Annotated in this window: 10 protein-coding genes; 2 read left to right on the top strand and 8 right to left on the bottom strand. The window is 69.3% G+C overall.

The window, feature by feature from the left end:
- The first annotated feature begins 1 nt into the window (after position 1).
- A complete protein-coding gene (locus QPK29_RS24575) occupies positions 2–2,260 on the top strand; it encodes a putative bifunctional diguanylate cyclase/phosphodiesterase (protein ID WP_371768509.1) in 2,259 nt (752 codons plus the stop codon).
- An 18-nt stretch (positions 2,261–2,278) separates the two neighbouring features.
- Here QPK29_RS24575 and fliD read toward each other — a convergent pair whose 3' ends face one another.
- Complete coding sequence (fliD, locus tag QPK29_RS24570) at positions 2,279–3,592, bottom strand: flagellar filament capping protein FliD (RefSeq protein WP_371768508.1); 1,314 nt, start codon at positions 3,590–3,592, stop codon at positions 2,279–2,281.
- A 54-nt stretch (positions 3,593–3,646) separates the two neighbouring features.
- Positions 3,647–4,579 (bottom strand): PAS domain-containing protein, encoded by a 933-nt coding sequence (locus tag QPK29_RS24565; RefSeq protein WP_160410611.1) that lies wholly within the window; start codon positions 4,577–4,579, stop codon positions 3,647–3,649.
- A gap of 230 nt (positions 4,580–4,809) precedes the next feature.
- Between QPK29_RS24565 and QPK29_RS24560 the strand changes: the two genes are divergently transcribed.
- A complete protein-coding gene (locus QPK29_RS24560) occupies positions 4,810–6,210 on the top strand; it encodes a GntP family permease (protein WP_056126260.1) in 1,401 nt (466 codons plus the stop codon).
- A gap of 85 nt (positions 6,211–6,295) precedes the next feature.
- Here the strand turns inward: QPK29_RS24560 and QPK29_RS24555 are convergent, their stop codons facing one another.
- From QPK29_RS24555 to QPK29_RS24530, 6 genes are all read right to left on the bottom strand, one after another.
- Entirely contained in the window at positions 6,296–6,886 is a 591-nt protein-coding gene (locus tag QPK29_RS24555) for a PEP-CTERM sorting domain-containing protein (RefSeq protein WP_371768507.1), read from the bottom strand.
- Between the two features lie 22 nt (positions 6,887–6,908).
- A complete protein-coding gene (locus tag QPK29_RS24550) occupies positions 6,909–8,402 on the bottom strand; it encodes a PhoX family protein (protein WP_056126264.1) in 1,494 nt (497 codons plus the stop codon).
- Positions 8,403–8,528: 126 nt separating this feature from the next.
- On the bottom strand, positions 8,529–9,209 hold the full coding sequence (locus QPK29_RS24545; RefSeq protein ID WP_056126266.1) for a GNAT family N-acetyltransferase: 681 nt from the start codon (positions 9,207–9,209) through the stop codon (positions 8,529–8,531).
- Positions 9,210–9,216: 7 nt separating this feature from the next.
- Complete coding sequence (locus QPK29_RS24540) at positions 9,217–10,017, bottom strand: alpha/beta hydrolase (protein WP_056126268.1); 801 nt, start codon at positions 10,015–10,017, stop codon at positions 9,217–9,219.
- 146 nt (positions 10,018–10,163) lie between these two features.
- The gene (locus QPK29_RS24535) at positions 10,164–11,951 is read right to left on the bottom strand and encodes a phytase (RefSeq protein WP_371768506.1); all 1,788 of its coding nucleotides are present in this window, start codon (positions 11,949–11,951) and stop codon (positions 10,164–10,166) included.
- Entirely contained in the window at positions 11,951–14,395 is a 2,445-nt protein-coding gene (locus QPK29_RS24530; RefSeq protein WP_400189847.1) for a TonB-dependent receptor, read from the bottom strand. Before QPK29_RS24530 ends, QPK29_RS24535 begins: the two co-directional genes overlap by 1 nt.
- Positions 14,396–14,429 lie beyond the last annotated feature (34 nt).

Raw genomic sequence — 14,429 nt, 5'->3', positions numbered from 1 at the left:
CATGTCATCGAGATCGCTGCGGCATCGGATCGCCATCGTCTTCGTGGGCCTGCTCGTGCTGGTCATGGGGCTCGTGCTGGCGCTCGTCCACCACAGCAGCACGCGCATCGTGGAGCGCGAGACGCGGCGCGAACTGGCCGTCGGCGCCAAGGTGTTCCAGCGCCTGCTGGAACAGAACCAGCGCCAGCTCGAGACGGCAGCGGCCGTGCTGTCCGCCGACTTCGCGTTCCGCGAGGCGATCGCCACGCAGGACCAGCCCACCGTGCGCTCCGTGATCCGCAACCACGGCCAGCGCATCCACGCGCAGGTGATGATGGTCGCGGGCACCGACGGCAGGCTGATCGCCACCACGCAGCGCGCCAGCGCGGCGGGCGATCCGTTCCCGTTCCCCGACCTTATCGCCGCCGCCGAGGTGTCCGGGCGCAGCGCGGGCTTGCGCCAGATGCGCAACGGCCAGCTCAGTGGCCAACTTTATCAAGTCGTACTCGTGCCGATCCAGGCGCCCACGCGCATCGCCTGGGTGGCGATGGGCTTCCACGTGGACGACCGCTGGGCGGCCGACATGGCCGGCATCACGGGCCTCGGCGTGCAGATCGTGCGGACCGGGGCGCCCGGCGTGCTCGCGTCCTCCGGCGCATCCGTCGGCACGCAGGATGCGTCCGTGGAGGTGCCGCTGGACGGCGGCCTGCAGGCCGTGCTGCGGCTGCCCGTCGCGCAGGTGCAGGCGCCGTTCGAACAGTTGCAGGGACGGCTGCTGGGCGTGATCGTCGCGGCCGTCGCGGTGTTCGCGGCGGGCAGCGTGATGCTGGCCGGGCGCATCGTCCGGCCCCTGCACGAATTGTCCGCCGCCGCGCGCCGCATCGCGCAGGGCGATTACGCGCAGCCGCTCCCACCCGCGCCGCGCGACGAGATCGGCCAGCTGGCCGGCAGTTTCGAGCAGATGCGCACGGAGATCGCGAGCCGCGAGGAGCGCATCGCCCGGCTGGCCTATGTCGACGCCTTGACGGACCTGCCCAACCGCACGCGCTTCCTGGAAGCGTTCGGCCGCCTCTCACCGGGCGCGGGCGGCGCCGTACTGGTCGTGAACGTCGACCGCTTCGCCCTCATCAACAATGCGCTGGGCCACGTCGTCGGCGACCGCCTGCTGCGCGCCGTCGCGGGCCAGTTGCAGCCGCTGGTGCCGGAGGGCGGCATGCTGGCGCGCCTGTGGGGCGACCAGTTCGCGTTCCTGCTGGAGAGCGCCGGCCCCGAGGCCGCGCGCCGCTTCGCCGACACCGTGCTGGCCGCGCTGCGCGACCCGGTCACGCTGGACGGCCAGCGCCTCGACATCGGGGCCAGCGTCGGCATCGCGCTGTTTCCGGACGACGGCCTCGATGCGGCCACGCTGCTGCGCCGTGCCGAGCTGGCGCTGGCCACCGCCAAGCGGCGCCATGCCGGTATCGCATTCGCGCAGGAGACCGGCGGCGAGCCCGCGCACGAGCAGCTGTCCCTGATCGGCGACATGCGCCGTGCGCTGGCGGCCGGCGAATTCACGCTCGCTTATCAACCCAAGCTGGCGCTGGGAAGCGGGCGCATCGTGGCGGTGGAAGCGCTGCTGCGCTGGCAGCATCCGGAGCGCGGCAACATCGCGCCGGCACGCTTCATCCCGTTCGCCGAGCAGACGGGGTTCATCCGCGAGATCACGCCGTGGGTGCTGGAATCCGCGGTGCGCCAGGCCGCCGCGTGGCATGCGGCGGGGCTGGACATCGCCGTGTCGGCGAACCTGTCGACCCTGGACCTGCTCGATCCGCACCTGGGCCGGCGCGTGCGCGACCTGCTGGAGGCGCATGCGGTGCCGGCGCGCCGCCTGTGCCTGGAGATCACGGAAAGCGCGCTGATGGACGATCCGGCGCTGGCGCAGGCCCACCTCGACGAACTGGCGGGCCTCGGCATCAAGCTGTCGATCGACGACTACGGCGTGGGCCAGGCGTCGCTGGCCTACCTGAAAAGCCTGCCCGTGGACGAACTGAAGCTCGACCGCAGCTTCATCACCGCGATCACGGAGTCGCCGCGCAACGCGGCCATCGTCGAATCGACCATCATGCTGAGCCACGCGCTGGGATTGACGGTCGTCGCGGAAGGCGTGGAAACGCCGGCGGAACTGCGCTGGTTGCGCGAGCACGGCTGCGACATCGCGCAGGGCTACGGTATCGGCCGGCCGATGACGGCGGCGCAGTTCGAGCACTGGCTCGCGGAGTTCGCCCTGCGTACTGTCGCTTGAACTGCGGTCGCCTGGACGTCAGGCGAGGAAGTCGAACGCGGACATCGGGCGGCCGCCGTTCATCAGGCCGAACAGCGAATTGCTGCCGGCATTCGCGTACTGCTGCACCAGGCTGCTGGCCTGCGCGTTGACCGCCTGCGTCATTTGCGTCTTCTTGTCGGCGAGCGTGTCGCGGTCCTTCGCCACGGCCGCGGCCTGGCCGGCCAGCGTGCCGCCCGTCGCCAGCTGCTGCGCGATGCCGGTGCCCACCTTGTCGGCGAGGCCCGAGCCGCCGTTCGCGAACAGCTTGGCCACGCGGTCCGGGTCGGCGGCGATGGCGGCGTCCAGCTTCGCCGCGTCGACCGCCAGCTTGCCGTTCTTCGCGCTCACGCCGATGGCCGCCAGCGCGGCCGGATCGACGCCGCCGACGAGGCGCGTGACCTGGTCCTGGATCTGGGCGAGCGTGCGGTCGGAGGCGGGGTCTCCCGTCTTCAGCGCGGCCAGGCGGCCGGGCAGCGCGTTGACGGCGTCGGCGAACGCCTTGACGTTCTTCGCGATGGCCGTGTTGTCGCCGGCCAGCGTCACGGTGCCGGCACCCTTGGTCTTGAGGTCGAGCGTGACGCCGGCGATGGCGCCCGTGAGCTTGTTGCTGCCGCTGGTGACGGTCTTGCCGTCGATGTTGACGACCGCATCCTGCGCGGCACTCGCCTGCGTCACCGCGCCGCGCGTGCCCGGCTGGTAAGACAGCAGCGCCTGCAGGGCCGGGTCGCCGGACACGCCGATGCGCATGGCATTCGCGGCGCCGGGCTGGCTGGTGAGGCTCAGCGCGACGCCCTTGTCGTCGGAGACGAGCTTCGCATCGATGCCGGCCGCCTTGAACGCGGCGGCGATGCCGTCCGGCGTGTTGTCGGGCGCGCCGATGCGGATGGTCCGCGTGCTGCCGCCCGCTTCGATCCTGACGACGGTCGGCGCGCCGCTGCCGATCGTCGTCGTGGCCGTGGGCACCCGGATCGTGACCAGTTGCTGGGCCTGGGCCAGCTGCTTCACGTCGATCTTGTGCGTGCCGGCGGCCGCGCCGGAAGCGGTGATGCGCGCGTCGAGGATCTTGCCGTCGACCTGCGTCGCGAGTTTCAGGCCGCTCGCGGCGAGGGTGCCGGCGACGGACCTGACGTCGTCCAGCACGTTGGCCAGGCGCCCCAGCGTGGACAGGCGCGCGTCGTCGCGTTTGATTTGCGCGTCGATGCCCTGCAGGCCCGTGTTGCGGGCGCTCAGCGACTTCACGGCGGCGCCATACAGGTCGGCCAGGCCCTGGTTGGCGTTCGCCGTCGTCCTCGATGAAATGGTGGTCGTCATGGCTCGGTATTATCGCTGCAAGCTTGCCGTTTCATTTACTGAACATCGTCCGGTTTACCCGTCAATCTCCGCGTTTGCCGTGGCGGCGGGTGCCTCGACGAAGCCGGCGACGGCGCCCACGACTTCGCCCGCTTCGTCGCGCAGGGGCAGGGCGTTGATGACGACGTGCAGCCGCTCGTCGTCGGCAAAGCGCACCGTCAGCGGCTCGTCGCGCACTTCCTCGCCGGTGGCGGCGGCGCGCTGCAGCGGCAGCTGGTCGAGGGCCAGCAGCGTGCCGCCCGCATACACGGCGAAGGCGCGGTGGCCGGGCGCGTCCGCCGCGGGGTTCTCGCCGCGGCGCAGGCGCAGCAGGCGCTCGGCGGCGGGATTCGCCTTGATGCGCCGGCATTCGCGGTCGCTGGCGACGAACAGCGCGGCGGGCGCCGCCTTCATCAAACCTTCCAGCTCGTTCGTGCGGCGCTGTTCGCGCCGCTGGCTGTCCTTCAGGGCGCCGGCGAGGCGCTGCTGTTCGGTGATCTCCTCGACGACGACGGTCACGCCCAGCATGGCGCCATTGCGGTCGACGACCGGGTAGATGCTTTCGCGCCATACGCGGCGTACATGCGCCTGGGCCGGCGTCGCGCCTTCGAACACGAAACCGAGGAGGGGCGCGCTGCGCGCCATGACCTGGCGGATGCGCACTTCGGCGGCGGGGGCGATGTCGGGAATGACGTCGTGGATCGATTTGCCGATGTGGTCCTCGGCCGGCAGGCCGTTGATCTCGGCGAGCTGGCGGTTGATGCGCATGAAGCGCAGGTCGAGGTCCAGCACCGCCAGTCCGACCGGCACGTGGGCGAACGCGGCTTCCAGGGTCAGGATGGCGCGGTGCGTGTCCAGGCTGTCGCGCCGGGCGTCGGCCAGACGCTGCTGCTGCCATCCCAGCAGGATGGCGATGACTGCCGCGAGCGGCATCAACATCAACAGCAGTTCTGCACTGACAACAGGCACGTCGGTCTCCGCAATACATCGATAGGTGTTTTACAAAATATCATTTCTTTTGCGAAATTCCTAATGTATGTACACCGATTGGCGACGCTGAACGAGGGAAGTGGAAATGCAAACCTTTCCATATGTGGCAACGCAACATCACCCCTGAATTCTGTAACAGTAATTTTACGTATTTCAAAGATTTGCCCGATCAATAATAATCGGCTGCATCAAGAAGAAAGAGGAGGCCTATGTCATTTCTGATCGTTCTCGCCGCGCTGGCGTTCCTGATGTTCGCCGCCTACCGCGGCTACAGCGTCATCCTGTTCGCCCCGATCGCCGCCCTGGGCGCGGTGCTGCTCACCGCGCCGGACGCCGTCGCACCCGTATTCACCGGCATCTTCATGGAAAAGATGGTCGGCTTCGTCAAGCTGTACTTCCCCGTGTTCATGCTGGGCGCCGTGTTCGGCAAGGTGATCGAGCTGTCCGGCTTTTCGGAATCGATCGTCAATGCCGCCATCCGCTATATCGGCCGCTCGCGCGCGAACGCGGTGATCGTGGCCGTGTGCGCGCTGCTGACCTATGGCGGCGTGTCGCTGTTCGTCGTCGTGTTCGCGGTGTACCCGTTCGCGGCCGAGCTCTACCGCCAGAGCAACATCCCGAAACGGCTGATGCCGGGCGCCATCGCGCTGGGCGCGTTCTCGTTCACGATGGATTCGCTGCCGGGTACGCCGCAAATCCAGAACATCATCCCGACGACGTTCTTCAAGACGACGTCGTGGGCCGCGCCCGTGCTGGGCACCGTCGGCTCGCTGTTCATCATCGTCGTGGGCCTGTCGTACCTGGAGTGGCGCCGCCGCGCGGCGCTGGCGCGCGGCGAGGGCTACGGCACGTCGCTGGTCAACGAGCCGGAACGCACGCCGGCGACGTCGCTGCCGCATCCGGCGCTGGCGATCCTGCCGCTGATCGTCGTGGGCGTGGCCAACTTCGTCCTCACGCGCATGATCCCGCAATGGTATGGCGATTCGTTCACGGTGCCGGCCGAGATCCTGCCGGGCGTGCACACGCCGGTGACGGCCACGATCAAGACCGTCGTCGCGATCTGGGCGGTGGAAGCGGCGCTGCTGCTGGGGATCGTCGTCGTGATCCTGACCGCGTTCCGGCGCGTGAGCGCCCGTTTCGCGGACGGCTCGAAAGCCGCTGTCGGCGGCGCGCTGCTGGCCGCGATGAACACGGCGTCGGAGTATGGCTTCGGCGGCGTGATCGCCGCGCTGCCGGGTTTTATCGTGGTCGGCGATGCGCTCAAAAGCATCCCGAATCCGCTCGTGAACGCGGCCGTGTCGGTCAGCTCCCTGGCCGGCATCACGGGGTCCGCATCGGGCGGCATGAGCATCGCACTGGCCGCGATGTCGGACCTGTTCATCAAGGGCGCGCAGGCCGCGCAGATCCCGCTGGAAGTGCTGCACCGCGTGGTGTCGATGGCGAGCGGCGGCATGGACACGTTGCCGCACAACGGCGCCGTCATCACCTTGCTCGCGGTGACGGGGCTGACGCACAAGGAATCGTATCGCGAGATTTTCGCGGTGACCGTCATCAAGACGCTGGCGGTGTTCTTCGTGATCGCGTTTTATTACGTCACGGGACTTGTATGACTCGTCGTTCCCGCGAAAGCGGGGAACCCATACTGAGCATCAGAATTCAGCTCAGCATGGATCCCCGCGTTCGCGGGGATGACGCTCAGCCGCGCTTGCGCTTGTACGCCGCCGCCATGCCCAGCAGCGCCGTCATCGCGAGCAATGCGGTCGACGGCTCCGGCACCTCGGCCGCCGCCACGGTGGCCGCGGTGATCGTGAACGTGTCGCCCGCGCGCAGGCCGTTCGTATCCAGCAGCCAGTCGGCAGCACCCGGCATGCCCAGCGCATTCCCGAACTGGAACTCGGCCCACTCCGGCGCGCTGAACACGACGTTCGCCGTGTGCGCGCCGGACGTCGTCGAGCCGACCGTGCCGAACGCCGGCGTCACGCTGCCGGCCGCGAAGAAGGCGATGCCGTTCAACGAAAAGCTGAATTCATCGAGCGCGGTGCCGGCCAGGTTGCGCACGAGGGCGTTGAAGGCGAGGGGGCCGGCCAGGTCGCCGGCTTCCAGCACGAAGCTGAACGTCGTCGGCGTGAACGTGGCGAGGTCGAGGTCGAACGAGGCCAGGCCCGCGCCGCTGTAATCCGTCACGGTATTCGATCCCGCGGTGCCGGCCAGGATCGCGGCCTGGGACAGTTGCGGCAGTGCCAGCGCGGCCGCCAGGGCGAATGCGCCCATCAGTTTGTTGTTCATGTCGATTCCTTTCGATGGCGGATCAGAGCGGGCCCTTGGCCCACGGACCGGAGATCGCGAACGTGATGCCCGGCGTCTGGATGTTCACGAACAGGTAGCGGCCCGTCGGGTCGAAGCAGGCGCCCGCGAACTCGTTGCCGCGGTGGTCGCCCGCCAGCGCATCCAGCTTGCCGGCCACATTCAGTTGCGACGTCGTCAGCTGCACGTTGTTCTTGGCGAAGATGTAGGCGTCGCCGCCCTGCGTGATGCCCATCAGGCGCTGGCCGTAGCCGAATGCGTCGGTCGTGGCCGTGGACGCATCCTCGCAGATCAGGATGGCGTTGCGCGGGCTGACCGTGAGGTTGTCCCCCATATTGCCCACCGTCGTGTTCGGGCTCGAATAGATGCAGCGGAAGACCTGCGTGGCGAGGTCCAGTTCCCAGATCGCGCCGCGCGCCACGCTGCCGCCCGACGTGTCCATCACGTACATCTTGCCCTGCGCGTACCAGATGCCTTCGCCGCGGTTCATGCGCAGCGCACCCTGCAGCCAGCCCTGCACGAACGGGCCGGCCGCGTTGTTGATCGTCGTGCCGGACGGCCCCGTCGCGTTGCCGCGGTTCTGGTCGGGATTGGCGATCGGGACCCATTCCAGCACGTAGGCATCGCCCTTCAGCGCGCCCGCCACGTTGGCGTTCGGCGTGCCTTTGACTCGCGCCATCTGCAGCACGCCGCCGCGCGCCAGCGCGCCGTAGCCGCCATTTTTATCGTCCGGGATATAGCGGTAGAAGCCCGACTTGCCCGACGAATCCTCCGTCATGTAGACGATGCTCGTGGCCGGATCGACGGCCGCCGCCTCGTGCGCGAAGCGGCCCATGCCGACGATCGGCTGGCCCGTCGTCTGCGTGGTGTCCGGCGACACTTCGAACACATAGCCGTGCTTCTTGCCCGATGCCGTGACGTTGTCGGAGCCGATCTCCTCGCACGACAGCCACGTGCCCCACGGCGTGATGCCGCCGGCGCAGTTGCCGTCCGTGCCGCCCAGGCTCGGGGTCACGCTGACCCAGGCACCGTCGCGGAACAGCAGGTTCGTCGTGCCGCCGCCCAGCACCGTGCTGGCGCCGGCGCTGCTCGCGCCCGTGTCGTACGCGCCGAACGCGTTGATGAATTTGTTCGGGCTGACGGCATGCGCCTCGTGGTTGCGGATCAGGACGAGCTCCGTGCTGCGGCCCACCTTGCGCGCCAGGACGACGCCCATGCCGTCGTGCGCGGCGGGGCAGGGTTTACCGTCGGTCATGGTGTCGCCGGTCCAGCCGAAGCTCTTGTACGTGAAGCCGGCCGGCAGCTGCAGCAGCGGCAGGCCGGTGGTCAGGTCGTTGACGGGGGCGATGGGGCCGTACGGGCTGTCGATCAGGGCGCTGGCGCCGCCCGCGGCCAGTGCTTCGCGCGCCTGCAGGGCGGCGAAGGCGCCGACGAACGGTAACGTACCCATGCCCTTGAGCAGGTTGCGTCGCGACGGCGAGATGTCGTTGTGAGTCATGCTGAGCTTTCTCCATAGGGATGGATTGCACCGGCACTTCGCGGCCGGTTTGCGTGCCGGGATGGCACGTGCTCATGCATTAAAACAAACGAAAACTACCGTTCGATGACAGCAAAAAGACAATACTCAGACGGGCGTGACGACCCGCACCACCGTCTCGCCATAGTCGCGGAAGCCCATGCGCAGGTAGAAGTCGTGGGCGGCCTGGTTGGCGCTCATCACGTGCAGGAACGGGATCTCGCCGCGCGCGAGCTGGCGCATGATGAGCTTTTGCATCAGGCGCTTCGCGTAGCCGCGGCCCTGGTGGCCGGGGTGCGTGCAGACCCCGCTGATCTCGCGATAGCGGCCGGCCGTCGTGCGTTCGCCGGCCATCGCGACGAGGCGGCCATTCTCGAAGCAGCCGAAGTATTCGCCCATCTCGATCGTGCGCAGGCCGAACGGGCCGGGACGCGTCAGCCGGGCCAGCGCCAGTGCCTCTTCCGCGTGGGCGGGGCCCAGCGGCAGGGCGTCCGGCGCGGGATCGTCGGCCGGGCCCGGGCGGCCATCCCACGCGAGGCGGAACATCTTCGCATCGACCTCGATGCGCCAGCCGTCCGGCGCGGGACCGGACCAGACGTCGCAATAGAACTGCTCGCCGGGCGTACAGAACGGGCGCAGCGCGGCGAAATCGGGCCGCTCGGGATCCGGAAATCCGACGATGGGCGACAATCCGGACGCATAGCGGCGCGCCCGGTCGGTGCCGGTGGAAAGATGGCGGTGCGGGCCGTCGAGGCAGTTCCAGAAAATGTTGTCGAGCGGGTGGGTCATGGTTTTATCATGCAGGCAGCTTCAGGATCCAGTCCAGCAGCGGCCGGGCCGCGTCTTCCCAGTGCGGATCGAGCATCAGCGCATGCGCCAGCTGCGGCACGAGGTGCGGTTTCACGCCGAAGTAGGTCGCGGTGCCGCGCACGGCGTCGGGACGGATGAAGCGGTCGTCCTCGCCGCCCAGCACGAACACGGGCGGCGCCTGCCAGGGCATCGGCGCGAACGGCCGCCAGCCCTGCAGTTCGATGCCCACGTGGCGCGACTCGCCCTGCACGCGGCGCGCGAAGCGGGCATAGTCGGCATCGGGCAGGTCGTCGGAAAAGAGGTGGCGGCGCATGACGTCCGGGTCGAGCGTCCGCGGTTCGGCCAAGGAGAGGCGCGCCAGTTGCTGGAACAGGTCGGGCGAGGACAGCATCATCTGCCACGCCGAATACGCGAGGCCCCACGGCGGCACGGACGCGAGCAGCGCGACGCCGGCCGCGTGCCCGCCGCTGCGGATCCAGTCCTGCACGACGGCGCCGCCGAGCGAGTGGCCGACGACGACCAGCGGCCCGTCGCCCAGCCGCGCGATGGTCGTGCGCAGGTCCTCGGTGTAGTCGGCCAGGCGCCAGTCGTTCAGCCGTTCGCGCCCGCCGCTGCCGCCATGGCCGCGCAGGCTGAGCGCATGCACTTCGAAGCCGGCGTCGGCGAACCAGGGCAGGACGTGTTCGTCCCACACCCAGGCCCCCACGCAGATGCCGTGCACCAGCAGCAGGCGCGGACTGTCCGGACGGGGCGCCGCCGGGCGGCGCGTGATCAGTTCGAGTTCCATGCGGTCGTCGTGAGTCGCTCTCGACTGTATGGTAGCGCAAACGTCATGACCATGTAATACTGTCGTTCCCGCGGAAGCGGGAACCCATGCAGAGCGTCCTGATCACCTCAGTATGGGTCCCCGCCTGCGCGGGGACGACGGTCACTTCAGTCGCCGAGCCTCAACGCCTTCGCGACGTCCTCCCACGCCACCAGCTTGAAGTTCTGCGGCCCGTCCGGCAGCCGCTTGTGGCCATCCTGCACGACGAGCAGGCCTTTGCCATACGGCCCGCCCAAGCGCGCGGACGTGACGTCCAGTCCATCCGTCTCGGACGTCCCGTCGATACCCCTGGCCGCGTCGATGCCGATCCGGAACGCGCCGCGCACCGTGAACGGCGCCGTGGCATCGAGCACGACATAGCTGTCGTTGCCCTGGCTCGACACGACGACCCAGCTGCCCGTCTTGCCGTGATAAACGCCCATGCCTTCGACGTCCGCATGCAGCAGGCCGCCCACCGGCAGCACGAGGCGCGGCGTCATCGGCTTCGCTGCGTCGGCATCCGCCACCCACAGGCCGCGCTTTTCCTCGCCCATGAACAGCAATCCGGTGCGTTCGTCCGCCACGCAACCCTCCGGCTGGCTCGCGAGGCGCCAACTGCGCGCCAGGGTCGCGCCGAACCGGCCGTCCGTACGCGTGATTCGGTATTGCTGGAAGCGTCCGTCCTTGTCGTTGACGATGGCATCCAGCCCGCCTTGCGGCGTGCGATAGAGGCAGGCGCCGTAGATGTCGGACAGCGTCGTGGGCAGGCGCGCGGCTTCCTTGACGGTGCCGTTGCCGTCGATGGCGAACAGCACGATCGCGTTCTCGTCGCGCTGCGTGGCCATCGCGAGATCGACGCGGACGCCGGCGCCGAACGCGAGGTCCTGGCGCACGTCCACGTTGTTCAGGCGGCCCGCTTCCAGCAGCTGCGTCTGGCGGCCCGCGAGGTCGTACACGAGCAGGCCCTGTTTCTTGTTCGTGCCGAGGATGCGCGCGCCGTCCGGGTCCGCCGGGTGGATCCAGAGCGCGGGATCGTCGGCGGCGTCGCCGGCGCGCGCGACGGGCGCAGTCTGCGCGCGCGGCAGCACGATCGGCAGCGCCGCCTGCTTCGATGCCGACGCTTTCCATGCCAGGCCGGCATCCTTCCAGCCGGCGTCCGTGCGCGCGAGCAGGCGCGCGCCGGATGCCAGCGCGTGTGCATTCAAAGGCAGCGCAGCGTGTTCGCGCCACGTGTCGCCCGCGCGCCGCCATGCGTGCAGCGTGCCGCGCCCGTCCAGCGCGGCCACGCCGCCGGGCAATACGGCGATGGCGCCCGCACCCTTGGCCAGCTTGCCGAACGGCGCCGCCAGTGCGACCGGCACGCGGGCGCCGGCGCTTTCCGGAGCGGCGTCGTAGGCCCACAGGCCCAGGCCACTTTCGGCCACGTACAGCGTCGCCTCGGTATCGTCCACGCGGCAGTGCTTCACGTGCGGCGGCAGCGCCATGTGGCGCACGAGGCGGGCCGGCTCGCCCAGCAGCCATTGCTGCGCCTGGCCATCCTTCGCGATCAGGAACGCGTGGTCGAGGTGCTGCGCGTCGCGGTACAGGCAGGCCGCTTCGATGCCGAAGCCGGTCTCGGGCAGCGGGGGCAGGGCGTGCAGGCCCTTCGCATCGATGCGGACGGGGACCGCGCGTTCGGCGTTCGCATCGACGACGAGCGCCAGGCCGTCGCGCACGTCGAACTGGCGGCCGCGCACGGCGACGCCGGCGCGCTCGTTACCGCTGCCATCGACGAGGCGCAGCGCGTGCTTGTCCAGCGCAAGCCAGCCGCCGCCGGGCAGCGCGGCCAGCTCGTTCGCACCGTGCAGCGCGGGCGGGATGACTTGCGCGTGGGCCGTCGTGGCGAGCAGGGCGGCGTACAGGAAGATTGCTTTCATCAGAACAGGCTCGCTTTCAGGCCGATCTTGTACGTGCGGCCGTAGCGTTCGTACTGGACGTTGTGGCCCTTCACGCCCTGGTACACGTAATAGGTTTCGTTGTTCAGGTTCGCGGCGTCGAACGACAGCTGCCAGCGCTTGCCCAGTTGCCAGGCGAGCGAGAAGTCGACCTGCTTCTGCGCGTCGACGATATGGTCCTGCATCGGGTCGCTCACGTCCCCGCCCAGCTCCAGCAGATACGGCGACTTGTAGTTGACGGCGATGCGCGTGGACAGCGGACCCGCCTCGTACCCCAGCATCACGTTCGCCATGCGCGTCGCCTGGCCCGGCATGCGGATGCTGCGACCGCCGATGTCCGCGCTGGACGATGTGAGCGTCGCGTTGGCGCCGACGAGCAGGCCGTTGAACGGCGCGGGCAGCATGCGCAGCGGCTGCTGCCAGGCCAGTTCGAGGCCGCGCACGTCGGCGTCGTCGCCGTTCGCGTACGACGTGGCGGTCGTATAGCCCACCCACCGGCCGGTGCCCGCGAGGTTGGCGGCATACGTGAAATTGCGGATGTCCTTGTAGAACGCATAGGCCGATACGACGCCGCCGCTGCCCAGGATGCGCTCGATGCCGATGTCGAGATTGTGGGCCTTCAGCGGCGCGAGGTCCGGGTTGCCGATCGTCGCCTCGGTGGCGCTGGCCAGGCTGATGCCGGGCGCCAGCTGGCTGAAGTTGGCGCGCACGACGGCGTTAGTCCACGCGGCACGCACGCTCGTCGCGCGGTCGATGTCGTAGCGCAGCTGCACGCCGGGCAGCCAGTTGGTGTAATTGCGATCTGCGTGGCGCGGCGTGATCGTGCTGCCTGCCACCTCGTTGCCGTCGGCCGCGAAGCGCGTCCGTTCGGCGCGCACGCCGGCCAGGATCGTCCACGGACCGCGCATGAAGCTCGCCTGCACATAGCCGGCATCGATGTCTTCGCGCATGCCGTAGTCGTTCAGTGCCGATTCGGCGACCAGGCGCGCCGCGGCGCGATCGAGCCCCGCCACGCGGGCCCGGATCAGCACCGGATCGAGCGCGGCGCCGATCGTGCCCAGCGCATGGTCCACGCTGGCGCCGCTCGTGAACGCCGACATCGACGTCGAGCCCGGGCCCCAGTAATTGCCGCTCGTGGCCTTGTTGCTGCTGTAGGCCCACTGGTTCGTGTCGTTGTCCTTGTCGCGCCGGATCGCCTTGGTGCCGAATTTCACGGTGCCGCGCCAGTCGCCCGCGTCGACGTCGCGCGCGAGGTCCACGCGCAGCTGGTGCGTGCGGTCGGACGAATAACGCTGCTGCAGCGTGATGGCGTTCAGCGCATAGCTGGCCGGATCGAACACGGCCGCGGGCGCGATCAGGTGCGGCTGCATGCCGTCCGTGAAGCCGATGCCGGCAAAGCTGGACGTGCCGCGGAAACGGCCGTCGTTCAGCGATTCGGGCGTGTCTTCGCTGGCGCGCGTGCCGGCCGCTTCCGCGTGGATCTTCCACGCGTCGATGCGGTGATCGGCGGCGAGGCTGACGGAGCGGATCTCCTGCGTGTACTTGCGCTGGCGGATGCGGCGTTCCACGCGGGCCGTATCCGTCGCGCCTTCGGCCAGCGCGCCGCCCTTGACGTTGCCGACGGTCAGGCGGTCGCGCACCTCGTCGTCCGAAAAGCGCGACAGGAAGCTGCGCAGCGCGACGCTGGTGCCTGCATCGGGACGCCAGTCGACGTTCAGCGCGCCCGCGCGGCGCGTGCGCGCCGGCAGGTAGTCGCGCAATTCGAAGCCGGACAAACGGTTGCCGCTCCACGCGCCGCCCGTCTCCACGTTGTCCGAGCCGAACCTGCGCTTTTCTCCCGACAGGCCGGCCGCGATGCCGAGCGTGCCGCCCGCGAAGCGCTGCGCCCACAGCGCGTTGGCGGATGGGCTGGTGCGGTGCGTGAGGTCGTCGTGGCTGGCGGCCGCGCCCACGCTGAGCATGCGGCCCGGCAGGTCGAACGCGGACAGGGTCTTGACGTCGATGCTGCCGCCCAGCGCGTTCGCGTCCTGGTCGGGCGTGAGGGTCTTGGTGACGGCCAGTTCGCGGATCAGGCCTGCCGGCAGCACGTCCAGCGCGACGGCGCGGCGCGACGCTTCCGGCGACGGCACGGTCGCGCCGTTGATGGTGACGCTGTTGTAGTCGGCATCCAGGCCGCGCACGACGACGTAGCGGCCTTCGCCCTGGTCGCGCTGCACGGCGACACCCGGCAGGCGGGCCAGCGCCTCGGCGGCGTTCTTGTCAGGCAGGCCGCCGATGTCGTCGCTGCTGACGACGGAGACGATGTTGTCGGCCTTTTCCTGCGCCGCGATGGCGTGCGCGAGGCTGGCGCGCTGGCCGGTCACGACGACGGTGTCGGCCGCATGCACGCCGCCGGCGGCCAGCAGGCCCGCGCCGAGCGCTGTCAAAGTCTTGGGAAGATCGAGAGGTCGCATTGTTGTT

Source organism: Massilia orientalis (genome assembly GCF_030411975.2).
Classification (GTDB): Bacteria; Pseudomonadota; Gammaproteobacteria; order Burkholderiales; family Burkholderiaceae_D; genus Telluria; species Telluria orientalis.
Note: the sequence above shows the minus strand (reverse complement) of the source record. Positions and strands in the feature narration are given on the sequence as shown.